This window comes from Pseudomonas sp. IPO3774 (genome assembly GCF_013386835.1).
Taxonomy (GTDB): domain Bacteria; phylum Pseudomonadota; class Gammaproteobacteria; order Pseudomonadales; family Pseudomonadaceae; genus Aquipseudomonas.
The window spans coordinates 214342-235987 of record NZ_JACAQY010000034.1 but is presented as its reverse complement, the minus strand read 5'-3'; the positions used below and the strand labels follow the sequence as shown (position 1 = coordinate 235987).

Below are 21646 nucleotides of genomic sequence, written 5' to 3'. Positions count from 1 at the left end.
CCATGCGCCTCAATACACTTCTCGCTGCCGCAGCCTTGCTGCTCACTCCCGCCCTCGCCTTCGCCCACCCCGGCCATGGCGACAACGGCCTGGTGGCCGGTATCAGCCACCCGCTGGGCGGCATCGACCACTTGTTGGCAATGGTCGCCGTGGGCCTGTGGGCCGCTCAACAAAAAGGCTCGGCGCGCTGGGCGCTGCCGTGCACGTTTGTCGGCACCATGCTGATCGGCGGGATGCTGGGCTTTGAAGGGCTGGAACTGCCGGCGCTGGAAAGCGGGATTGCCGCGTCGGTGCTGGCGCTGGGCCTGGCGGTAGCGCTGGCGGTGCGGCCGCCGTTGTTCGTGGCGGTGGCGGCGACGGCGCTGTTTGCACTGTTCCATGGCGTGGCCCATGGTTTGGAGCTGCCGGACATGTCCAGCCCGTGGGCGTATGCCATAGGGTTTGTGGGTGCGACGGCGGTTTTGCATGCTGCCGGTTATGCCGTGGTGCGTTTCCTGCCGGCGGCGGCTGCGCCGTTGGTGCGGGTGGCGGGTGCGGCTTCGGCGGCGACCGGGGTTTGGTTGCTCGCTGCCTGATTTTCGGTGCTCCTGAGGGCCTCTTCGCGAGCAAGCCCGCTCCCACAGTCGACGGCATTCCAACAATGGAACTCGATCGAATGTGGGAGCGGGCTTGCTCGCGAAGGCGGCAGTAAAGACAACACCGATCCCAAGCCTGATACCATGTCGCGCAAACACCCCTGCCGTGACGACGCCAGCCGATGCCCATCGCTCCAAGCTCCGCCCTCAAGCCTCAATTGACCGCCGTGTTGACGCACTTCCACGACCTGATCGTGCCGCTCTGGCAAGGCCCGGGCTGGAATGCCGACCTGGCGCTGCCCTATGAGGCCCTGGACGCCGATCATCGGCCTTTGCCCCCGCAACGCTATCGCGCCATGGCCTGCGCACGGCAGTTGTACCTGTTTGCCAGCCTGATCGGCGAGCCCGGCGCAGCCTTTGCCGAGGAGCGCGCCGCCGCGTTGTTCCGTTCCCTGCAACGGCACTTCCACGACGCCGAGCACGGCGGCTGGTTCTACAGCATCGACGCCCACGGCAAGCCGCTGGATAAGCGCAAGGACCTCTACACCCACGCCTTCATCATCTTCGCCTGCGCCCACTATTGGGCCAAGGTACGTGAATCGCTGGTGGAATCGGTACTCGACGCCGCCCTGGAAGTGGTCGCCGAACGCTTCGCCACCGGCGACGGCCTGTACGAAGCGGTGCTGGAGCGTAACTGGTCATCCCTCAAGTCTGGCCCTCTGCAAAACCCGTTGATGCACCTTGCCGAAGGCTTCCTCGCCACGCTGGCCGTGCGTGAAGACGCCGTCACCCAGGACGCATTGCTGGACTTGGCCAACGCCATGCAAAAGCGCTTCATCGACCGCCAACACGGGGTGATGATGGAAAAACCGCTGGGTGCTGTGGATAACTGGTTTGAACCGGGGCATCAGTTCGAATGGTTTTTCCTGCTGGAATCTTCGGATTTGCTGCGGGGCACACCGCTGCACACATCGCTGAACAAAGCGTTCACCTATGCCGAGCAAAAGGGTGTGGATAACGCTACCGGTGCGGTCAGCGGCATGCTGGCCCTGGACGGCAGCGTACGCGACGGCACCCAGCGTATCTGGGCCCAGGCCGAATACCTGCGGGCGCTGACCTTGCGGCCCAACAGTGAAGCCGTGCTGCACCGCCAATTGCTGGCGTTGCAGCAGCGCTTCCTGCACGACAAAGGCTGGAATGAGTGCCTGGATGCCAAGGGGCACGTGAGCCGGCGGGATATGCCGTCAACCACGCCTTACCACTTGGCGACGTGCTACCTGGGCCTTACGCAATCCATTTGCGGTCCCCGGTAAAACTGATCGTCAGCCAGCGGGCCGCGTCGGGCTTGCCCAACCCTGTGGATATTTCTTCGCGCAGCCCGTCCAGGGTGGCGACGTTATCCACCGGGTAATCCGCCGGCAGCACCACATGAATCTCGATAAACCGCGCCCGCCCGTGCTTCTGCACGTAGGACACGTAATCATCGAAACCATGCCTGGCCACGACCGCCTCCATCACTTCGCGCACTTTGCCGTCCAGTTGGTCCGGCACAATTCCCAACACGTCGCGTAGCGCCGGGCGCAGGATCTTGAAGGCCGGCGCCAGCATGCTCAACGCCAGCAGGATCAGGATCAACGGGTCCACATATACCGCCCACTGCCCATAGCCCTGGGACTTGAGCAACAGCGCCGCCAGGAAGCTCACCAGCAGCCCCACCGACAGCATCGCGTCCACCAGCCAACTGATGTTGTCGAACTGGATCAGCGACGACTTGAGCGTGCGATTGCGGTAACGCACGTAGAAGAAATAGGCGAACTCGACGACGGTAAACACCGCCGCATAGATGATCACCAGGCCCAACTCGATATCGCGCCCGCCATTGATAATGCCGAACACGCCGTTGAGAAACGCGTAGATGGCGATCAACAGCAGGAAACTGCCCTCGATCAGCAGCACCATGGGCTCCAAGTGCCAGTAGCCGAACTGGAAACGTTCGTTGCTTTTCTTGGCGATCAGCTTGGCCGTGATCAGCATCAGCACCTTGATGGCGGTGGCGATCAGCGAGAAAAAGCCGTCGAATAAAATCGATTGGGCGCCCGACACCACCCCTGTGACAATCCCGGCGATCGCCACGGCGAACATCAGGATGGTCGATTGTTTGAGCAGCGACTGCTCACCTCGGTTACTCACATATCCTCCTGTCAAAACCTTTGAACCGCACAGCGCGGCGGGGTTTTCAGGGGTGGAGTGTACCTTATGTCCTGTTTTGGCCGATTTGCCGCATATTCAAACCTGACAAAACCCTGTGGCGAGGGAGCTTGCTCCCGATGGGGCGCGGAGCGGCCCTGGCTTTTTTGGGGCCGCTTCGCAGCCCAGCGGGAGCAAGCTCCCTCGCCACAACAGCTCGACGAACTTAGCCCTTGGCGCCACGCTCAATCGCAAACCCGGCCCAGGTCTGGCTCACTGGCATCAGCTCCAGGCGGTTGATGTTCACGTGTGCCGGGGTGTTAAGCACCCAGAAGATCGTATCCGCAATGTCCTGCGGCTGGATCGGCTCGGCACCGGCATAAGTCGCGTCATAACGCGCCTGGTCACCGGCAAAGCGCACCAGCGAGAACTCACTCTCACACAGGCCCGGCTCGATGTTGGTCACGCGCACGCCGGTGCCCTGCAGGTCGCAACGCAGGTTCAGCGAGAACTGTTTGACGAAGGCCTTGGTGCCGCCATACACGTGGCTGCCCGGGTACGGGTAGCTGCCGGCAATGGAACCGAGGTTGATGATGCCAGCGCCACGGCCGTGGGCGATCAGGCGCGGCAACAGCAGGCTGGTGGTGGTCAGCAGGCCCTTGATGTTGGTGTCGACCATGGTTTCCCAATCGTCGAGGCTGCACTTCGGCGCAGGGTCGGTGCCCACCGCCAGGCCGGCGTTGTTGATCAGCCCACGCAGCGTGGCAAAGGACGGCGGCAGGTTGGCGATCGCCTCTTCCATGGCCTTGCGGTCACGCACGTCCACCACCAGGCCGAGCACTTCGGTCTGCTTGGAAAGCTCGGCGCACAGGGCGTTCAAGCGCTCTGCGCGGCGGCCGGTGAGCACCAGTTTCCAGCCGGCTTCGGCAAAACGGCGGGCACAGGCTTCGCCAAAACCGGAGGTCGCGCCAGTAATAAACAGCGTATCGGACATGGTGTTCTCCTTGCGGGGCTACGAGGTAAAAAATCAGCCAGCAGAATGCCCGGCTGCCGGGCTGGCGGCAACTGATACACGCTGTGGACACAGGTGAATGCCGCTCATACTGTACGAAATTCAACCAATCGCCCGAAAGCCATACAGGCCGTGGCGTGCAGCCATGTGCGCGCACCTTATCCACAGCCCCGTCCACAGTCTTTGGGGGCAAGTACAAAAGCTGAAAGCCGCGCTACACAAGGCTTTCAGCGCGATTCAAAAAGTTTTTTGCTTGACCTTGCGCAGCCCGTATGTAGCCCGGTTCAAAACGGTGCAACCAGGACGATGGCTCCAGGCCAGTCATTCCGGCCTCTGCGGCACTCTTTCCAGAGTTTAGTCACAGACTTATCCACAGGCCGGAGTGACATATTCCGGTCATATACCTGTGTCTTTAAACAGGTTGACAAACCCCTCGGGTGGTCACGAAAAACTCACTGATCAATAAACAACCACCACGCTGCAAGCCGCGAAAACAAAGGCCTCCAGCCAGCTACTCCCACGTTACCCACAGCCGGTTCCACAGTGCTTGGGGACAAGTCAAAACTGTGACAAAACAGGGATTTGCGGCGGCTATATGTCGCGCTTTGGCAGGTGCCCGGATTTGTTGTCCACAATTTCAGGAAAGCACTGTGGATGATCGTTCCCACGCTCTGCGTGGGAATGCAGGCCGGGACGCTCCGCGTCCCAAAGCGTGACGCAGAGCGTCACAAGAGGCGTTCCCACGCGGAGCGTGGGAACGATCAGAGTTACATCAGTGCCCGCCGAGGTAGGCGTTGCGCACCTCCTCATTCACCAGCAGCTCCTTGCCGGTGCCGGTAAGGCGAATCTCGCCGTTGACCATCACGTACGCCCGGTCCGACAAGCGCAGCGCATGGTTGGCGTTCTGCTCCACCAGGAAGATGGTCATGCCGGTAGACGCCAGTTCCCGCAGCGTGGCGAAGATCTGCTTCACCACAATCGGCGCCAGCCCCAGGCTCGGCTCGTCCAGCAGCAACAGCTTGGGCCGGCTCATCAGTGCGCGGGCGATGGCAAGCATCTGCTGTTCACCACCGGACATGGTCATCGCCCGCTGGTTGCGCCGCTCCTTGAGACGCGGGAACAGCTCGAACATGCGCTGCATGTCTTCGGTGGCGAACTTGTCGCCAATCGGGATGGTACCCATCAGCAGGTTTTCCTCGACGGTCATGTCGGGGAACACCCGCCGCCCTTCCGGCGACTGCGCAATGCCATTGGAGGCGATGTAGTGGGACGACTTGTGGGTAATGTCGACGCCGCGGTAGATGATCTGCCCGGACTCGGCCCGTGGCTGGCCAAAGATCGACATCAGCAGCGTGGATTTACCCGCACCGTTGGAGCCGATCAGGCTCACGGTTTCGCCTTCGTTGATGTGCAGCGAAACTTTCTTCAGGGCCTGGATCGGGCCGTAGAACACGTCCAGGTCTTTCAGTTCGAGGATTGGCTCACTCATACCAGTTCCTCTTCGTCAGCGCCCAGATAAGCCGCGATCACCTTCGGATCATTGCGGATCGCTTCCGGCCCACCCTCGGCAATCACGTTGCCGTGGTCCAGCACCACGATGTGGTCGGAAATACTCATCACCATGCCCATGTCGTGTTCGATCAGCACCACCGTCAGGTCGTGCTCGTCCCGCAGCAGGCGAATCATCGCGCTGAGGGCTTCGGTTTCCTGGGGGTTGAGGCCGGCGGCCGGTTCGTCGAGGCAAATAATCTGCGGCCGGGTGCACATGGCACGGGCGATTTCCAGGCGGCGCTGCTGGCCGTAGGACAGCTCGCCGGCCAGGCGGTTGGCGCAGTCCACCAGGTCCACCACTTCCAGCCAGTAGAACGCATGGTCGAGGGCGTCGCTTTCAGCCTTGCGGTAGCCCTTGGTATTGAGGATGCCCGCGAGCATATTGCGGTTGACCCACATGTGCTGGGCCACCAGCAGGTTCTCCACCACCGACATTTCCTTGAACAGGCGAATGTTCTGGAAGGTGCGCGCCAAACCCGCCCGGTTCACCAGGTGAGTGCCGCCGAACATCTTGTAGAACACCCGGCTGACGAAGCTTTTCGGCGAGACAAAGTCGGTGGCCTTGAAGCGCTCGCCCAGCAGTTGGATCACGTTGGTCTGCTTGCCGCGCACATTGAGTTCGATCTTGCCGCCGGAGGCTTTGTAGAAACCGGTCAGGCAGTTGAACACGGTGGTCTTGCCGGCACCGTTGGGACCGATCAGGGCGAAGATCGAGTTGCGCTTGACCTTGAGACTTACGTCGCTCAAGGCCTTGATGCCACCAAAGTGCATCATCAGGTGTTCCACGGAAAGAACGACTTCCTTGCTCATGGCGCCACTCCTTTACGCGGGACGACACCGGTACGGCTGATACGAATCAGGCCTCGTGGTCGCCAGATCATCATCACCACCATCAACACGCCGAAGAGCAGCACGCGGTACTCGGAGAAGCTGCGCAGCAGCTCCGGCGCCACCGTCAGCACGAACGCGGCAATCACCACGCCGACGGTCGAGCCCATGCCGCCCAATACCACGATGGCGAGGATCAGCGCCGACTCGAAGAAAGTGAACGACGACGGGTTGACGAAGCCCTGGTAGCTGGCGAAAAACACCCCGGCCAGACCGGCAGTGGACGCGCCGATGGTGAACGCCGAGAGCTTCACCAGCACGTGGTTGAGGCCCATGGAACGGCAGGCGATTTCGTCTTCGCGCAAGGCTTCCCACGCGCGGCCCACCGGCATGCGGGTCAGGCGGTGCTTGATGTACAGCACCAGCAGCACCACCAGGAACAGCACGATGTAGATGAACAGGAATTTGATGTTGGGGTTGTAGTCGATGCCGAAGAACTCGTGGAACGGCACCCCGCCATCCTTCGCCTTGCGCACGAACTCCAGGCCGAAAAACGTTGGCGAGGGCACCGGCATGCCGTTCGGGCCACCGGTAAACGACAGCCAGTTATTCAGCACCAGGCGGATGATTTCACCGAAGCCCAGGGTCACGATCGCCAGGTAGTCACCGTGCATTCGCAACACCGGGAACCCGAGTATGCATCCCGCCAACGCCGCACAGATCGCCGCCAGCGGCAGCACCGTCCAGAAGCCCAAACCGAGGTATTGATAACCCAGCGCCAGGCCGTAGGCACCGATGGCGTAGAACGCCACGTAACCCAGGTCGAGCAGCCCGGCCAGGCCGACCACGATGTTCAGGCCAAGGCCCAGCAACACGTAGATCAACCCGAGGATCACCACGGTCAGCAGGTATTTGTTGGCAAAGAACGGGAACACGATAGCAATCACGATCAACGCCGGGATGATCCAGCGCAGGCGCGACTTGTAGTCCGGCTTGAGCACATGCACACCGGAGCCGGTGCTTTCAAACCCTTGCAGAATCCGCAGGCCCCTTGGGGTTTGCAGGAACAGGCTCATGGCGAACCGGCCGACCATCACGATGGCCACCAGGATGCCGACACGCGCCGGTTGCAGGTTGAAGCTGTAGCCGTCGAGGACCACGCCGACGATCGGACCGAACACGATCAGCGAAATCAGCCCGGCGAGTACCGCATCGACGACACTTTTCTTGATATCGATAGAGTAGGCAGCAGACATAGTTATACCTTCGCCACGAGTGGGCGACCGAGCAGGCCCTGGGGACGGAAAATAAGGATCACCACCAGCAGGGAGAAACTGAACACGTCTTTGTAGTCAGAGTTGATCAACCCCGAGAACAGCGACTCGGAAATACCCAGGATGATCCCGCCCAGCATGGCCCCAGGCAGGGAGCCGATGCCGCCGAGTACCGCTGCGGTAAATGCCTTGATGCCGATGATGAAGCCGGCATAGAAGTCGAACGTGCCGTAGTTCAGGGTGATCAGCACACCGGCCAGCGCGGCCATGGCGGCACCAATCACGAATACGTAGGAGATGACCCGGTCGGTGTTGATACCGAGGATCGACGCCATCTTGCGGTCTTGCTGGGTAGCGCGGCACATGCGGCCGAGCTTGGTGTACTTGATGATGTAGGTCAGCAGGCCCATGCCGACGAACGCGGCCACCAGGATGAACACCTTGGTGTAGGTCAATTGCACGAAGCCGGTGCCGATATCGACTCTCCAGGCGCCGGCCAGCAGCGTCGGGATGCCTTGTTGCTTGGCGCCCTGGGCGATCTGCGCGTAGTTCTGCAGGATCAGCGAAATACCGATGGCGCTGATCAGCGGTGCCAGTCGGGTGGAGTTGCGCAGCGGTTTGTAGGCGACACGCTCGATGACCCAGCCGTAGACGCCGGTGACGACGACGGTGAAGATCAGGGTGCCAAGGATGAGCAGCGGGAAGGATTCGATGCCGAAGTAAGCCAGCAGTGCCAGACTGATCGCCGCGAGGTAAGCGGAAATCATATAAACCTCGCCATGGGCGAAGTTGATCATGCCAATGATGCCATAGACCATTGTGTAGCCGATGGCGATCAAGCCATAGACCGACCCGAGGGTCAGCCCATTGACCAGTTGCTGCAGGAAAATACCATCCATAACGCAATCTCACGCAGTGAGAGCCTGCACACCTGTGGGTGTGCGGATCTTCTAGGAGGAAAAGACAGACACAAAAGGGGCTGGCAACCAAGTCCCCGTGTGGGAGCTGGCGTGTGTGGGGGCTGGCTTGCCCGCGATAGCGACACCTCGGAATGTCAGTCAACCCGAGGTGACGCTATCGCAGGCAAGCCAGCCCCCACAAAAGCCCGGTTCCCACAGGGTCAAGTGGCGTCTAACCCATCGCGCTAACTATTACTTCTGCTTTTCCAGCTGGTGATACTTGCCGTCCTTGTCCCACTGGTAAACCACATAGTCGGAGATTTTCAGGTCGCCCTTGGCGTCCCAGTTCTTCTCGCCCATGACGGTTTTGACCGGGTGGGATTTCAGCCATTTGGCTGCGTCTTCGCCCTTGTCGGACTTGGCGCCATTGAAACCGGCGGCCAGGGCCTGGATCGAGGCGTAGGCGTACAGGGTGTAGCCTTCAGGCTCGGTGCCATTTTTGCGGAACTCTTCCACCACGGTCTTGCTGTCTGGCAGCAGGCGTGGGTCGGCGCCGAAGGTCATGTACACACCATCCACATACTGTGCACCACCGGCGGTGGCTACCAGTTCGTCGGTCACCACGCCGTCATCGGACATGAACTTGACGTCTTTCAGGCCGGCTTCACGAATCTGCCGAACCAGTGGGCCGGCTTCCGGGTGCAGGCCGCCGAAGTACACGACGTCAGCACCGGTGGAGCGGATCTTGGTGACCAAGGCGCTGAAATCTTTCTCGCCACGGGTCAGGCCTTCTTCCAGCACCGGCTTCACGCCGCGCTTGGTCAACTGCGCCGCAGTGGCGTCGGCCAGGCCTTTGCCGTAGGTGTCCTTGTCGTTGATAACGGCAACTTTCTTGCCCTTGAGCACGTCGACGATGTAGTCGCCGGCCACGATGCCTTGCTGATCGTCACGACCACACATGCGGAACACGGCCGACAGGCCACGCTCGGTAACCTGCGGGTTGGTGGAGCCCGGGGTGATCATGATCACGCCCGCATCGGCATACACCTCGGAGGCTGGGATAGTGTTCGACGAGCAGAAGTGCCCGACCACGCCAATCACTTTGTCCTGGTCAACCAGGCGGTTGGCCACGGCTACAGCCTGCTTGGGTTCGCAGGCGTCATCGCCGGCCACCAGCTTGATCTGCTCGCCGTTGATGCCGCCGGCCTTGTTGATGACATCGGCTGCCGCCTGGGCACCTTTCATGTACTGCTCACCAAATGCCGCGTTGGCGCCGGTCATCGGCCCCGCTACGCCAATCTTCACATCAGCTTGAGCAAACGCAGAAACACCCAGCGCCGCAGCAACGGCGAGGGCTAGAAAACCTTTCTTGTAAAACGTCTGGGACATGAGTGGTGCTCCGAGGTTTTTGTTGAATTGGCACTGCAGCTTCACTTCAAAAACTTTCGGAGAAAGCCCAGAGCAAGCGTCGTGCCATTACGTTTTTATTATTCAAAAAGACACGGTGTCATTGTTATTGCAGGTTTTTGGGCGCCTTTTGATTGGACGTGCAACCGTCTATCTCAACCAGGTGCAACCATTGGACCTATAAAGTGCAACCCGACCAATCAAGCACTGCAACCCGGCCACTAAACGGCCACCCTTAAACATGTAACAGCGTGCGTAACGGAAGTGCACATTTACAGTGCGTTACTGCTACGACTCGCACCAATACAGATTAGTAGCCGGCTAAGAAAATGCAGGCTTCTGAGGGGTATTTCGTTGATCAGATCACGATCCGCAGGCATTGGCCCGCGTGATACAGCGAGAATCCCGCCTCGTACAAACAGCTGCGCAGGCCCACACCGGCCAACGGCTGCATCGGCGCAAAGGGGATCGGCAGTGCCTGTGGATCCTGGTGACACAGATAATCCGCGAAGGCCTTGCCCACGACACTGCCGGTCGTCACCCCGCGCCCGTTGTAACCGGTGACCGCCACCAGCCCGGGCGCCGGCTCGAACAGGCGCATCAAGTGGTCCGGGGTGAACGCGATGCAGCCGGTCCAGGTGCACTCCCACTGCACCGGTTTGAGGTACGGGAAGTAGTGCTGTTGCACCCGATCGGCCCAGGCCTTGAGGAACCACGCGGGTTTCTGGTTGCCGTTGCCCAGGCTGCCGAGCAGCAGGCGGCCTTCGGCGTCGCGGCGGATGCTGCTGAGTACCTGGCGAGTGTCCCAGGAGCCTTGGCCGCCCGGAAGGATTTGTTGGGCGGCGTCGTCGGTCAGAGGGGCCGACGCCACCTGATAGTAATAACCGGGGAAGAAGTTGCGGCGCAGTTCGGTCCACTCGCCTTCGGTGTAGGCGTTCGAAGCGATCACCACCTGTTCAGCCTGCACCGAGCCTTGGGCAGTCTGCACTGACCAGTGCTGGCCCTGGCGTTCCAGTTGGGTGACTGGGGAGTGATCGAACAACTGTCCGCCGAGCCCGACGGCGGCATTGGCCAAACCACTGGTGTAGGCCATCGGGTTCAAGGTGCCGGCCCGCCGGTCGAGCAAGGCGGCAGCAATCTTTTTGGTACCGGTGGCTTGTTCGCATGCAGCGCCGGTCAACAGCTCCACCGGTGCACCGCGACGCTTCCATTGTTCCTCACGACTGCGCAAATCCGCCTCGCCACGGGCGTTGTGCGCCATGTGCAAGGTGCCCTCGCGACGCAGTTGGCAGTCGATGTTGTATTTGTCGATCAGGCTGAACACCAGGGACGGTGCCGCGCCGAGCATGCGGTTGAGCTGGCTGCCCACCGCGGTACCAAAACCGGCTTCGATCTCGTCCGGGGGAATCCACATCCCTGCATTGACCAGCCCTACGTTGCGCCCCGAACCACCGTGGCCGGTGCGATGGGCCTCGAGTACGGCGACACTTTTTCCTTGTTCCAGCAAGTGTATGGCTGCCGACAAACCGGTGATGCCGGCGCCGATCACGCACACATCCACTTTTACCTCGCCCTTGAGCGCGGCACGATCCGGCCGGCCAGGAGTGAGTTGTTCCCACAAACATGCTTCGCGTAATGCCATTGCCAGACTCCGATGAGACCTAACAAACCACTTTTCCGAATTGTAAATACGGTCAAATGTGGGAGCGGGCTTGCTCGCGAAAGCGGTGGATCAGATAAGCATTCGTTGACTGACACACCGCTTTCGCGAGCAAGCCCGCTCCCACATTGACCTCACTCCGACTTGAGGTATCAGTCGAAGGTAATACCCTGGGCCAGCGGCAGTTCCAGCGAGTAGTTCACGGTATTGGTCTGGCGACGCATGTACCCGCGCCATGCATCCGAGCCCGACTCACGCCCGCCACCGGTCTCTTTCTCACCGCCAAACGCGCCACCAATCTCCGCGCCGCTCGGGCCGATGTTGACGTTGGCAATCCCGCAGTCACTGCCCACCGCCGACATGAACTGCTCGGCCTCGCGCACGTCAGTGGTAAAGATGCACGAAGACAGGCCTTGTGGCACCGCATTGTTCAGGCGCAGCGCTTCAGCGAAATCGGTATAGCCGACCACATACAGAATCGGCGCGAACGTCTCGGTGCACACCACATCACTCTGCTCCGGCATTTCCACGATGGCCGGCGACACGTAGTAAGCGTTGGGGAACGTGTCTTCCAACTGGCGCTTGCCGCCAAACACCCGGCCGCCTTCGCTCAAGGCCTGCTCCAGGGCGTCCTGCATGTTTTCGAAGCTGTGCTTGTCGATCAGCGGGCCGATCAGGTTGCCTTCCAGCGGATGGCCGATGCGCACTTTGGAATACGCAGCCTTGAGGCGGGTGACGATTTCCTCCTTCACCGACTCATGGGCGATCAAGCGGCGCAGGCTGGTGCAGCGCTGCCCGGCGGTACCGACGGCGCTGAACAGGATGGCGCGCACGGCCATGTCCAGGTCGGCGCTTGGGCCGAGGATCATCGCGTTGTTGCCGCCCAGTTCGAGAATGCTGCGGGCAAAACGTGCAGCGACTTTCGGCGCTACTTCGCGGCCCATGCGGGTGCTGCCGGTGGCGCTGATCAGCGCAACACGCGGGTCATCCACCAGTGCGGCGCCGGCATCGCGGCCACCGATGATCACCTGGCTGAGGTACGGCGGCGCATCGCTGAAGTTCTTCAGTACGCGCTCGAACAGTGCCTGGCAGGCCAGGGCGGTAAGCGGGGTTTTTTCCGACGGTTTCCAGATCACTGCGTTGCCGCACACCAGCGCCAGCGCGGTGTTCCACGCCCATACGGCGACCGGGAAGTTGAAGGCGCTGATCACGCCAACCACGCCCAGCGGGTGCCAGGTTTCACGCATGTGGTGGCCCGGACGCTCGGAGGCGATGGTCAAGCCGTACAACTGGCGCGACAGGCCGACGGCGAAGTCGCAGATGTCGATCATTTCCTGCACTTCACCCAAACCTTCCTGGGTGATCTTGCCGGCTTCCCACGACACCAGCTCGCCGAGGTCGGCCTTGTACTCGCGCAACACGTCGCCGAACTGGCGCACCAGCTCACCACGACGCGGGGCCGGCACCTTGCGCCAGGCCTCGAATGCATGCTCGGCGCGACTGACCTGCTGCTCCACCTCGGCGGCGCCTTCCCAGTGCACACTGGCAATCCGGCTGCCATCAATGGGCGAATGCACGGGTTGTTTACCCGACTGGTACAGCGCCGGGTTTACCCCGAGACGATCAAGCAATGCGGCAACCATGGGTCACTCCTTCAATCTACAAACAGAAATTTGCGCCGCCAGCGGTCGCGGCGATCCAGACCTTATTTGTAGCTGGCCCAAGACTTGCCAACAAACGACGATTAGGCGAGATATCATTCCGTTTATTCATGCTAAGAACAAAAAGAGGCGTGCCGTGCTGAATAAAAGACATTTGCCCTCGATCACCGCCCTGCAGTGCTTCGAAGCGGTCACCCGCCACCTGAGTTTTACCCGCGCCGCCGAAGAGCTGAACCTCACCCAGAGCGCTGTCAGCAAACAGGTCGCGCAGCTGGAAGAACTGTTGCAGCACCTGCTGTTTCGCCGGGTGCGCCGCCGCTTGCAGATGACCCCGGCGGGCGATCTGTACCTGGTGGAAGTGCGCAAGATCCTCACCCAGGTGGAGATGTCCACCCATTACCTGCGCTCCTACGGCGGCGAGACTGAAGTGCTGCGGGTGTCCACGCCCTACACCTTCGGCGCCCGCTGGCTGGTGCCGCGCCTCAAGGGCTGGCGACTGCGCCATCCGCAGATTCACCTGGACCTGTGCAACGAACAGGAGCCCGACGAGCTGCTGCAAGGCAAGGCCGACCTGGCCTTCTACTTTGGCCAGGGCTCACGGCCCGGCACCGAGAGCCTCAAGCTGTTCAGCGAAGAACTGGTGCCCGTGTGCTCACCCGACAGCCTGCCCGCCCAAGCATTTACCGATCCCACGCAACTGAGCGAACTGGTGTTGCTGCAAAACGCCTCGCGCCCGCAAGGCTGGCATGACTGGTTCGCCGCCCAGGGTCATCACACCGAGCACAGCTACCATGGGCCGCGCTTCGAGACCTTTTATATGTGCATTCGCGCCGCACAGGTTGGCTGCGGTGTGGCGCTGCTGCCCAGGTTTCTGGTGGAAGAAGAGCTCGCCGAAGGCAAGCTGGTGATCCCCTGGCAGCATGCGATGCCGAGCCAGGATGCCTATTACCTGGCCTACCCCGAGCACTCGGCTGAAGTGCCCAAGGTGCGGGATTTTGTGAAGTGGATGATGGAGCGGGTTGAGTCTGATTGACCTTTTTTGCCTGCGATGGCGCCAGTAGTCATCCCCAAAAAAATCACTGGCAAAACAGCACGGGTCTATGCGCCACTAGCGCCATTCCTTAATTGTGCGTAAAGGTCGGCGCCCATCGCCGACCCGTCTGGAGATTCCCGTTATGAGCGAGAGTGTGTTTGCCGATCGCATCGTGCAGAACCTGCTCGACACCGACTTCTACAAGCTGACCATGATGCAGGCGGTGCTGCACAACTACCCGAACGTGGAAGTTGAATGGGAGTTTCGTTGCCGCAACAGTGAAGACCTGCGCCCGTACCTGGCGGAGATCCGCTACCAGATCGAGCGCCTCGCCGAGCTGAGCCTGAGCCCCGACCAACTGGGCTTCCTGGAACGCATCAGCTTCATGAAGCCGGATTTCCTGCGCTTCCTCGGGCTGTTTCGCTTCAACCTGCGCTACGTGCACACCGGTATCGAAAACGGTGAGCTGTTTATCCGCCTGCGCGGGCCATGGCTGCACGTGATCCTGTTTGAAGTGCCGATGCTGGCCATCGTCAGCGAAGTGCGTAACCGCTATCGCTACCAAAGCGTGATCCTCGAACAGGCCCGCGAGCAGCTGTATCGCAAGTTCGACTGGCTGACGGCCAACGCCAGCGTCGAAGAACTGTCCGAACTGCAGGTCGCGGATTTCGGCACGCGTCGACGCTTCTCCTACCGCGTGCAGGAAGAAGTGGTGAACGTGCTCAAGCACGACTTCCCCGGGCGTTTTGTCGGCACCAGCAACGTGCACCTGGCCCGCGAGCTGAACATGAAGCCGCTGGGCACCATGGCCCACGAATGGATCATGGCCCACCAGCAACTCGGCCCGCGCCTGATCGACAGCCAGATCGCCGCCCTCGACTGCTGGGTGCGCGAGTACCGTGGCCTGCTGGGCATCGCCCTGACCGATTGCATCACCACCGATGCGTTTCTCAGCGATTTCGACCTGTACTTCGCCAAGCTCTTCGACGGCCTGCGCCACGACTCCGGTGACCCGGTGCAATGGGCCGAAAAGGCGATCGCCCACTATCACAAGCTGGGGATCGAGCCCATGAGCAAGACCCTGGTGTTCTCCGACAGCCTGTCGCTGCCCAAGGCGCTGGAGATTTTCCGCGCGCTGCGTGGTCGGATCAATGTGAGCTTCGGCATCGGCACCAACCTGACCTGTGATATTCCAGGTGTGGAACCGATGAGCATCGTGCTTAAAATGACTGCCTGTAATGGCCAGCCCGTCGCGAAGATTTCCGATGAAGCGGGCAAGACCCACTGCACCGATCCGAACTTTGTCGCCTATTTGCGCCACGTTTTCAAAGTACCTGCCCTACCCAGCAAGGAGTGAATCATGCAAGCCGTACAGCGCGAGATTGCTGAACAGCTCAAGGTCCAACCACCGTTCAAGGACCAGGCCGCCCTTGAGGCGGAGGTCGCCCGGCGCGTTACCTTTATCCAGGATTGCCTGCTCAATTCAGGCCTCAAGACGTTGGTGCTGGGCATCAGCGGCGGCGTCGACTCCCTGACCGCCGGCCTGCTGGCCCAGCGTGCAATGCAAGAGTTGCGGGCTGCCAAGGGTGACGATGCGTACCGCTTTATCGCGGTGCGCCTGCCCTACGAAACCCAGTTCGACGAACACGACGCCCAGGCGTCCGTGGACTTTATCGAACCCGACGAACGCCACACAGTGAACATCGGCCCGGCGGTGAAATCCCTGGCCAATGAAGTGGCGGCGTTTGAAGGCAAGGCCGCAGTCTCCCGGGACTTCGTGCTGGGCAACACCAAGGCGCGCATGCGCATGGTGGCGCAGTACACCATCGCCGGCGCGGCCGGTGGTTTGGTGATCGGTACCGACCATGCGGCGGAAGCCGTGATGGGCTTTTTCACCAAGTTCGGTGACGGCGCCTGCGACCTGGCACCGCTGAGCGGGCTGGTGAAGAACCAGGTGCGCGCGATTGCCCGGCACTTTGGTGCTCCGGAATCGCTGGTAGAGAAGATCCCGACGGCCGACCTGGAAGACCTGTCGCCGGGCAAGCCGGACGAAGCGTCCCATGGCGTGACCTATGCCGAGATCGACGCGTTCCTGCACGGCGAGCCGGTGCGCGAGGAAGCCTTCAAGATCATCTGCGACACCTATCGCAAGACCGAGCACAAGCGAGTGATGCCGTTTGCACCCTGATCTGACGTAGCAGCTCATTCTGGCAAAAGGGCTTGTTGTGGTGAAAGAGCTTGCTGTGGCGAGGGAGCTTGCTCCCGCTGGGGCGCGAAGCGGCCCCTGAAACCTGCTTACTGCTTTTTCTGATGCTACGCGGTGAGCTTATTGGGGCTGCTCCGCAGCCCAGCGGGAGCAAGCTCCCTCGCCACAAGAGCAGCCTGCCTACAGGCAAAAAAAAGCGCCCCGAAGGGCGCTTTTTTTTGCCTGAAGATTGCTTACTTCAGGGTCACAGTGCCTTTCATCATCGAGATGTGGCCTGGGAACGAGCAGAAGAACGCGTAGTCAGTGCCTGCCGCCAGCTTCGACACATCGAAGGTCACGGAGTCTTTCTCGCCGGCACCGATGATCTTGGTGTGGGCGATGATGCGGGTGTCGCCGTCTTTCAGGTAGTTCTTGTCGATACCGGCGGCCATGCCGTCGCTGGCGATGCCAGGCATGTCGGCGGCGGAACTCAGCACCCAGTTATGGCCCATGACGTTTTTCGGCAAGCTGCCGGAGTGGGTCAACTCAACGGTGAACGTCTTGCAGCTCTTGTCGATTTCGATGGCCTTGGTGTTGAAGGACATCTGGTCAGTGGAGTCGACAGTGACCTTGCACTCTGCAGCAAGCAACTGGCCGCTAGCCAGAGTCAGCAGGGAAACAGCAACGAGTTTGGCAAACATGTGAATCTCCAGGGCAGGGTTTAAAAAACGCATATTGCGACAAGGGTGCCTGAGTCAGGCAGGACTTCATATGATCTGTATCAACAGATTGTATACAACTTTAGGCTATCAGACTCATCGACACAATCTACCGGCCAAAGTGCGGGTGCCGGCCTATGATCGGTCCATCACCCATCCGGAGTCCCAGCCATGCACCTCAATAGCCTGTTCCGCAGCCTGCTTGCCGCCTATGCCTGTGGTGCCAGCGGCACCTGCGAAACACCTCAACGCGAGGTTTAATCCTTTGAGAGACGCAAGCCAGCCTTTACTCTTTAGCCACAACTGAGTGGAGTCAGGTATGTCCTTGAAGTCTGTCTGTGTGTTTTGCGGTGCCAGCAGCGGCACCAACCCGGCCTACCGTGAAGCAGCCGTGGTCCTCGGGCGCGCGCTGGCGGAGCGCAAGCTGACCCTGGTGTACGGCGGCGGCGCCGTGGGCCTGATGGGTATCGTCGCCGATGCGGCGCTGGAAGCCGGCGGCGAGGTGATCGGAATTATTCCCGAAAGCCTGAAAAACCTCGAAATCGGCCACAAAGGCCTGACCCGCCTGGAGGTGGTCGACGGCATGCACGCCCGCAAGGCACGCATGGCCGAGCTGAGCGACGCCTTTATTGCGCTGCCGGGCGGCCTGGGCACCCTGGAAGAACTGTTCGAAGTCTGGACCTGGGGCCAGCTCGGCTACCACGGCAAACCGCTGGGTTTGCTCGAAGTGAACGGTTTTTACCGCAAGTTGACCGATTTTCTTGATCATATCGTCGGCGAAGGCTTCGTCCGGGCACCGCATCGTGCCATGCTGCAAATGAGCGAATCGCCGGCTGAGCTGCTTGACGTACTGGATGCCTGGCAACCGCTGGTCCTGCCCAAATGGGTGGACCAAAAACCCGATTAACCCTTGGGACGCGATTAAAGGCAGAATACGCGCCGCTCAACCTCACCTTCGACCCCAGAGGATCGCCCATGGCAAAACCTAATTACTCCTTCGCCAAACGTCAGAGAGACTTGGCCAAAGAGCAGAAGAAAGAGGAAAAGCTGCAGCGCAAGAAAATTGCAGCCGACGAAGAAGCCGGTGCACTGAACCCGGATGCTGAAGGTACAGTGGCTACAGACGAAACCGAAGCACCGAAAGACGCTGAATAGGTGATCGTTCCCACGCTCCGCGTGGGAATGCATCCTGGGGCGCTCCGCGTCCCGATTTGAGATATGTGCATTACTCCAGCGGCATCACCGTCACCCGCACTTCCGGGTCATGGCTCCCTCCCCCCAGAATCACCCCCCGCAACGGCGAAACATCGGAAAAGTCCCGGCCCCAGGCCAGGGTGATGTGTTCCAGTGCCGGCTGCACATTGTTGGTCGGGTCAAAATCCACCCAACCCGACACCGGGCAAAACACCGAAACCCACGCGTGGGACGCATCCGCGCCGATCAACCGTGGTTGGCCGGGCGGTGGCTGGGTCAGCAGGTAACCGCTGATATACCGCGCCGCCAGGCCCCGGGAACGCAGGCACGCGAGCATCAGGTGGGCGAAGTCCTGGCACACGCCGCGCCGGCGCTCCAGCACTTCCACCAACGGCGTGGCGACCTGGGTGGCTTCGGCATCGAAAGTAAATTCGCTGAAGATCTTCTGCATCAGCGCCTGCACACCCAACAGCAACGGACGACCAGCCGGGAAACAGTCTTCGGAGAACTCGACGAAGCTTTTCTTCAAATGCACATAGGGCGATTCGAACCGATAGCGGCACGCCTCGATCACTTCGGCCGACAGCGGCTGGCTGCTGTAGGTCAGGCCGTTGCGGGTCTGGTCCCAGGCCGGCGACAGGCTGAAATCCAGCAGCGGCCGCGCCAACACCTCCACTGTCAGCCCGGCGTTCACCAGCAGTTCATCATGGGGCCGCTCGAATGCCAGCCGGGTGATCGGGTTGCCGAACACATCCAGTTCATCCCGGCGCGAGGTCGGTTCTGGGCTGATCTCCAGTTGCTGCGAGCTGCAGCGCTGCCAGGCGCAAGGCCGCGGCCACAGGTGCGCCAGCTGCTGGGCCAGGGACACCGGGCTGTCGTAGTGGTAGTGGGTATCGTGGAAAATCTGGTAGCGGGCACTCATCACACAGACACCGTTTGCTGGCTGACATCGTCCACATGGGCAAAATGGCGCAAGGCCAGGCGATCCGAGACTTGCCCACTTTCATCGGCCACCGCTTGCAGCAGGTCGGCCAGGCCGTCCAGCGCAGCGCGCACACTGGACTCGCCGAACAGCGGATTCTCCAGGCAGCCCAGGTCAAAGCGCGCCAGGCGCTCCACCAACGGCGCCAACCCGGTTTCCCGGGGCACGCTGAAATCGTCATTCAAGCGACGCAAGGTGCGGCTCACCAGTTTCAGCTGGAACAGCACTGCGTGAGGGTTTTGCTCATCCAGCAGCAACAGGTCCAGCACCGGAATCAGCTGCGGTACCGCGAGGTAGCGCGAACGATAGGTGATGCTGCTGTTGCCCAGCTCCAGCAACCACTCCAGCCCGGCCTGATCGAACACCGCCACGCCGCGCAGGAACGCCGCCAGGCTGCTGCTGAGAAACTGCAGGCGCTCGATGCGCCGGCCCATCATCAGGAAGCGCCAGCCTTCGTCGCGGGTCATGTCGTCAAGGGCAAAGCCCGACAGCGCGGCCAGGGACATCACCAGGCGGTTGAGGAAATCCAGCAGTTCGCCGAAGTCCGGCTCTTCGCTTTCCAGCTCCAGGGCTTCGCGCTGCAACTCCACCAGCGCCTGCCAGTTTTCCCGGGACAGCTTGCCGCGCACCTGGGACGCCGCCCACTGCAAGCGCTGCAAGTTGGCCCGCAGGCTCGAGGGCCAGTCATCACCGAGCAACGCCGCCTGAAGCCGCTCAGGCAACTCGCCCTCCTCCGGCAACAGTCGCAGGTTCTCGCCCAGCTCAACGGCCGCCTGCAGCGCCAGCGGGTCGTCTCCGTCGACATAGCGGGCGAGGACGATCCGCAACCAGCGCGCACTGTCATCACAGCGCTCGCAATAACGGCCAAACCAGAACAGGTTTTCCACCACCCGCGACGGCAGGTACGGATCACGCCGCACCAGGTCATGGGCGCCGATGGCCCGTTGGGCGCGCCATTGCTCGGTGCCATGGGCACGTTCGCCGAGCACCCAGGTGTCCTTGCTCGCACCGCCGCGCTGCATCGACACCACTTCGGCATCGGCATCGGCGGCCACACGGGTCAGGCCACCGGGCAGTACCCGATAACCGTCGGCGCTGGCTACGGCGTACACACGCATGCCGATGGCGCGGTGCTGAAGGTGATCGTCAACGGTGTGCCAGACCGGCGCCTGGGACAACTGCGCAAGTTCCTGGGCGACATAGGCGTAAGGCCGCGCGCGCATGCGCTCAGCCAGGGCCTCGCGTTGTTCGTCGTTCAAGTCGCGGCCAAATACCGGGGTAAAGCTTTGCGACGGAAACGCCGGCTTGATCAGCAGTTCCGGCAGTTTCTCCAGGGCTTCGGCCAGCACCGGCGCCTCACCGCACCACCAGGTGGCGATGGACGGCAGGATCAGTTTTTCGCCAAACAGGAATTGATTGATCTTCGGCAGAAATCCCAACAGGCCAGGGGATTCCAGCACGCCACTGCCCAGGGCGTTGGCCACCAGCACATTGCCCTGGCGCACGGCATCCAGCAGGCCGGGCACGCCGAGGGCCGAGTCGGTGCGCAGTTCCAGCGGGTCGCAGAAGTCGTCGTCCAGGCGGCGCATGATCGCGTGCACCCGGCGCAGGCCGCTGAGGGTCTTGAGGTACACCGTGGCGTCGCGCACGGTCAGGTCGCCGCCTTCCACCAGCGGGTAGCCAAGCTGGCGGGCGAGGTACAGATGCTCGAAATAGCTTTCGTTGAAACGGCCCGGGGTCAGCAGCACGATCAGCGGTGGCTGGTCGTCGCTCGGCGCCTGGCGGGCCAGGGTTTCCTGCAGGGTGCGGAAGAACCCGGTGAGGTGCTGCACCTGCAAGTCGCGGTAAAGGTCCGGGAAGGCGCGGGACACGATGGTGCGGTTTTCCAAAGCATAACCGGCGCCGGACGGGGCCTGGGTCCGGTCGGCGGTGACCCACCAGCGGCCATCCGGCGTACGCGCCAGGTCCACGGCGTACAGGTGCAGGAACGCGCCGTCGGGCGGCTGGATCCCCTGGCACGGCCACAGGAAATTGTTATGGCCGAACACCAGTTCTGCCGGCAGCAAGCCTTCGGCGATCAGGCGTTGCGGGCCGTAGAGGTCGGCCAGTACTGCGTTCAGCAGGCGCGCACGCTGGGCGATGCCGGCGGAGAGTTGCTTCCATTCATCGGCGGCCAGCACGTGGGGCAGCAGGTCCAGCTCCCAGGGGCGATCGGCGCCCTTGGGGTCGGCGTAGACGTTGTAGGTCACGCCGTTTTCCTGGATCTGCCGAGTCAGCAAGGCTTGGCGCTGGGCCAGTTGCGCCGGGGTGCTGCGTTGCAAGTGATCGAGCAGCCGCTGCCAATGGGAGCGAACCGCGCCGCTGTCGTCCAGCAGTTCGTGATAAGTGCCCGCGGTCAGCGGGTAACGGTCGAGCAAGTCGGGCATGGAACGCTCGGCAGAGGCAAGGGAAGTCAGATTAATTTACAAACACTGCAAAT

Annotated in this window: 19 protein-coding genes; 7 read left to right on the top strand and 12 right to left on the bottom strand. The window is 61.5% G+C overall.

The genetic code is table 11. The annotated features are described in order from the left end of the window. The first annotated feature begins 2 nt into the window (after positions 1-2). Together HYE77_RS19185 and HYE77_RS19180 are read left to right on the top strand one after the other, a co-directional pair. Positions 3-575: a HupE/UreJ family protein gene (locus HYE77_RS19185; protein WP_087692463.1), complete on the top strand. Its 573-nt coding sequence runs from the start codon at positions 3-5 to the stop codon at positions 573-575. A 182-nt stretch (positions 576-757) separates the two neighbouring features. Further along, on the top strand, positions 758-1888 hold the full coding sequence (locus HYE77_RS19180; protein ID WP_087692464.1) for an AGE family epimerase/isomerase: 1131 nt from the start codon (positions 758-760) through the stop codon (positions 1886-1888). Here HYE77_RS19180 and HYE77_RS19175 read toward each other — a convergent pair. The 9 genes from HYE77_RS19175 to HYE77_RS19135 form a co-directional block, all read right to left on the bottom strand. Next, positions 1860-2765, bottom strand: coding sequence for a cation diffusion facilitator family transporter (locus tag HYE77_RS19175; protein WP_008439079.1), 906 nt, complete (start codon positions 2763-2765; stop codon positions 1860-1862). The two genes, HYE77_RS19180 and HYE77_RS19175, sit on opposite strands and share 29 nt — an antisense overlap. Before the next feature lie 223 nt (positions 2766-2988). Next, a complete protein-coding gene (locus HYE77_RS19170) occupies positions 2989-3756 on the bottom strand; it encodes an SDR family oxidoreductase (protein WP_177069134.1) in 768 nt (255 codons plus the stop codon). Positions 3757-4546: 790 nt separating this feature from the next. Beyond that, the gene (locus HYE77_RS19165; protein ID WP_010173912.1) at positions 4547-5263 is read right to left on the bottom strand and encodes an ABC transporter ATP-binding protein; all 717 of its coding nucleotides are present in this window, start codon (positions 5261-5263) and stop codon (positions 4547-4549) included. Next, positions 5260-6135 (bottom strand): ABC transporter ATP-binding protein, encoded by an 876-nt coding sequence (locus HYE77_RS19160; RefSeq protein WP_003217442.1) that lies wholly within the window; start codon positions 6133-6135, stop codon positions 5260-5262. The genes HYE77_RS19165 and HYE77_RS19160 overlap by 4 nt, the downstream gene beginning before the upstream one ends. Further along, a complete protein-coding gene (gene livM, locus HYE77_RS19155; RefSeq protein WP_177069133.1) occupies positions 6132-7409 on the bottom strand; it encodes a high-affinity branched-chain amino acid ABC transporter permease LivM in 1278 nt (425 codons plus the stop codon). Before livM ends, HYE77_RS19160 begins: the two co-directional genes overlap by 4 nt. A gap of 2 nt (positions 7410-7411) precedes the next feature. Next, positions 7412-8326, bottom strand: a complete 915-nt coding sequence (locus tag HYE77_RS19150) for a branched-chain amino acid ABC transporter permease (RefSeq protein ID WP_003217447.1) — start codon at positions 8324-8326, stop codon at positions 7412-7414. 252 nt (positions 8327-8578) lie between these two features. Further along, the gene (locus HYE77_RS19145; RefSeq protein ID WP_003217449.1) at positions 8579-9715 is read right to left on the bottom strand and encodes a branched-chain amino acid ABC transporter substrate-binding protein; all 1137 of its coding nucleotides are present in this window, start codon (positions 9713-9715) and stop codon (positions 8579-8581) included. Between the two features lie 376 nt (positions 9716-10091). Beyond that, positions 10092-11375: an FAD-binding oxidoreductase gene (locus tag HYE77_RS19140; RefSeq protein WP_087692468.1), complete on the bottom strand. Its 1284-nt coding sequence runs from the start codon at positions 11373-11375 to the stop codon at positions 10092-10094. 170 nt (positions 11376-11545) lie between these two features. Further along, entirely contained in the window at positions 11546-13036 is a 1491-nt protein-coding gene (locus tag HYE77_RS19135) for an aldehyde dehydrogenase family protein (protein WP_003217452.1), read from the bottom strand. Between the two features lie 154 nt (positions 13037-13190). Here HYE77_RS19135 and HYE77_RS19130 point away from each other — a divergent pair, with 154 nt between their 5' ends. From HYE77_RS19130 to nadE, 3 genes are all read left to right on the top strand, one after another. Beyond that, positions 13191-14087 carry a LysR family transcriptional regulator gene (locus HYE77_RS19130; RefSeq protein WP_177028643.1) on the top strand — a complete coding sequence of 299 codons (897 nt, stop codon included), beginning with the start codon at positions 13191-13193 and terminating at the stop codon, positions 14085-14087. Positions 14088-14229: 142 nt separating this feature from the next. After that, positions 14230-15444 carry a nicotinate phosphoribosyltransferase gene (gene pncB, locus HYE77_RS19125; RefSeq protein WP_003217456.1) on the top strand — a complete coding sequence of 405 codons (1215 nt, stop codon included), beginning with the start codon at positions 14230-14232 and terminating at the stop codon, positions 15442-15444. Positions 15445-15447: 3 nt separating this feature from the next. Beyond that, positions 15448-16275: an ammonia-dependent NAD(+) synthetase gene (nadE, locus tag HYE77_RS19120; RefSeq protein WP_003217462.1), complete on the top strand. Its 828-nt coding sequence runs from the start codon at positions 15448-15450 to the stop codon at positions 16273-16275. 251 nt (positions 16276-16526) lie between these two features. Here the strand turns inward: nadE and azu are convergent, their stop codons facing one another. Continuing rightward, the gene (gene azu, locus HYE77_RS19115; RefSeq protein WP_008439083.1) at positions 16527-16973 is read right to left on the bottom strand and encodes an azurin; all 447 of its coding nucleotides are present in this window, start codon (positions 16971-16973) and stop codon (positions 16527-16529) included. A gap of 337 nt (positions 16974-17310) precedes the next feature. Here azu and HYE77_RS19110 point away from each other — a divergent pair, with 337 nt between their 5' ends. Further along, the gene (locus HYE77_RS19110; RefSeq protein ID WP_177069132.1) at positions 17311-17898 is read left to right on the top strand and encodes a TIGR00730 family Rossman fold protein; all 588 of its coding nucleotides are present in this window, start codon (positions 17311-17313) and stop codon (positions 17896-17898) included. A gap of 68 nt (positions 17899-17966) precedes the next feature. Continuing rightward, positions 17967-18146 carry a hypothetical protein gene (locus HYE77_RS19105; RefSeq protein ID WP_003217470.1) on the top strand — a complete coding sequence of 60 codons (180 nt, stop codon included), beginning with the start codon at positions 17967-17969 and terminating at the stop codon, positions 18144-18146. 70 nt (positions 18147-18216) lie between these two features. Here HYE77_RS19105 and HYE77_RS19100 read toward each other — a convergent pair whose 3' ends face one another. Together HYE77_RS19100 and HYE77_RS19095 are read right to left on the bottom strand one after the other, a co-directional pair. Further along, on the bottom strand, positions 18217-19107 hold the full coding sequence (locus HYE77_RS19100) for a transglutaminase family protein (RefSeq protein ID WP_003217471.1): 891 nt from the start codon (positions 19105-19107) through the stop codon (positions 18217-18219). Then, positions 19107-21593 carry a circularly permuted type 2 ATP-grasp protein gene (locus HYE77_RS19095; RefSeq protein ID WP_177069131.1) on the bottom strand — a complete coding sequence of 829 codons (2487 nt, stop codon included), beginning with the start codon at positions 21591-21593 and terminating at the stop codon, positions 19107-19109. The genes HYE77_RS19100 and HYE77_RS19095 overlap by 1 nt, the downstream gene beginning before the upstream one ends. Between the last annotated feature and the right edge of the window lie 53 nt (positions 21594-21646).

Coding starts and splice junctions, on each gene's coding strand:
- nadE (WP_003217462.1), top strand. CDS start 15,448: ATGCAAGCCGTACAGCGCGAGATTGCTGAACAGCTCAAGGTCCAACCA.
- HYE77_RS19180 (WP_087692464.1), top strand. CDS start 758: ATGCCCATCGCTCCAAGCTCCGCCCTCAAGCCTCAATTGACCGCCGTG.
- HYE77_RS19170 (WP_177069134.1), bottom strand. CDS start 3,756: ATGTCCGATACGCTGTTTATTACTGGCGCGACCTCCGGTTTTGGCGAA.
- HYE77_RS19145 (WP_003217449.1), bottom strand. CDS start 9,715: ATGTCCCAGACGTTTTACAAGAAAGGTTTTCTAGCCCTCGCCGTTGCT.
- HYE77_RS19150 (WP_003217447.1), bottom strand. CDS start 8,326: ATGGATGGTATTTTCCTGCAGCAACTGGTCAATGGGCTGACCCTCGGG.
- HYE77_RS19140 (WP_087692468.1), bottom strand. CDS start 11,375: ATGGCATTACGCGAAGCATGTTTGTGGGAACAACTCACTCCTGGCCGG.
- HYE77_RS19165 (WP_010173912.1), bottom strand. CDS start 5,263: ATGAGTGAGCCAATCCTCGAACTGAAAGACCTGGACGTGTTCTACGGC.
- HYE77_RS19110 (WP_177069132.1), top strand. CDS start 17,311: ATGTCCTTGAAGTCTGTCTGTGTGTTTTGCGGTGCCAGCAGCGGCACC.
- HYE77_RS19160 (WP_003217442.1), bottom strand. CDS start 6,135: ATGAGCAAGGAAGTCGTTCTTTCCGTGGAACACCTGATGATGCACTTT.
- HYE77_RS19100 (WP_003217471.1), bottom strand. CDS start 19,107: ATGAGTGCCCGCTACCAGATTTTCCACGATACCCACTACCACTACGAC.
- HYE77_RS19135 (WP_003217452.1), bottom strand. CDS start 13,036: ATGGTTGCCGCATTGCTTGATCGTCTCGGGGTAAACCCGGCGCTGTAC.
- HYE77_RS19185 (WP_087692463.1), top strand. CDS start 3: ATGCGCCTCAATACACTTCTCGCTGCCGCAGCCTTGCTGCTCACTCCC.
- azu (WP_008439083.1), bottom strand. CDS start 16,973: ATGTTTGCCAAACTCGTTGCTGTTTCCCTGCTGACTCTGGCTAGCGGC.
- HYE77_RS19105 (WP_003217470.1), top strand. CDS start 17,967: ATGGCAAAACCTAATTACTCCTTCGCCAAACGTCAGAGAGACTTGGCC.
- livM (WP_177069133.1), bottom strand. CDS start 7,409: ATGTCTGCTGCCTACTCTATCGATATCAAGAAAAGTGTCGTCGATGCG.
- pncB (WP_003217456.1), top strand. CDS start 14,230: ATGAGCGAGAGTGTGTTTGCCGATCGCATCGTGCAGAACCTGCTCGAC.
- HYE77_RS19095 (WP_177069131.1), bottom strand. CDS start 21,593: ATGCCCGACTTGCTCGACCGTTACCCGCTGACCGCGGGCACTTATCAC.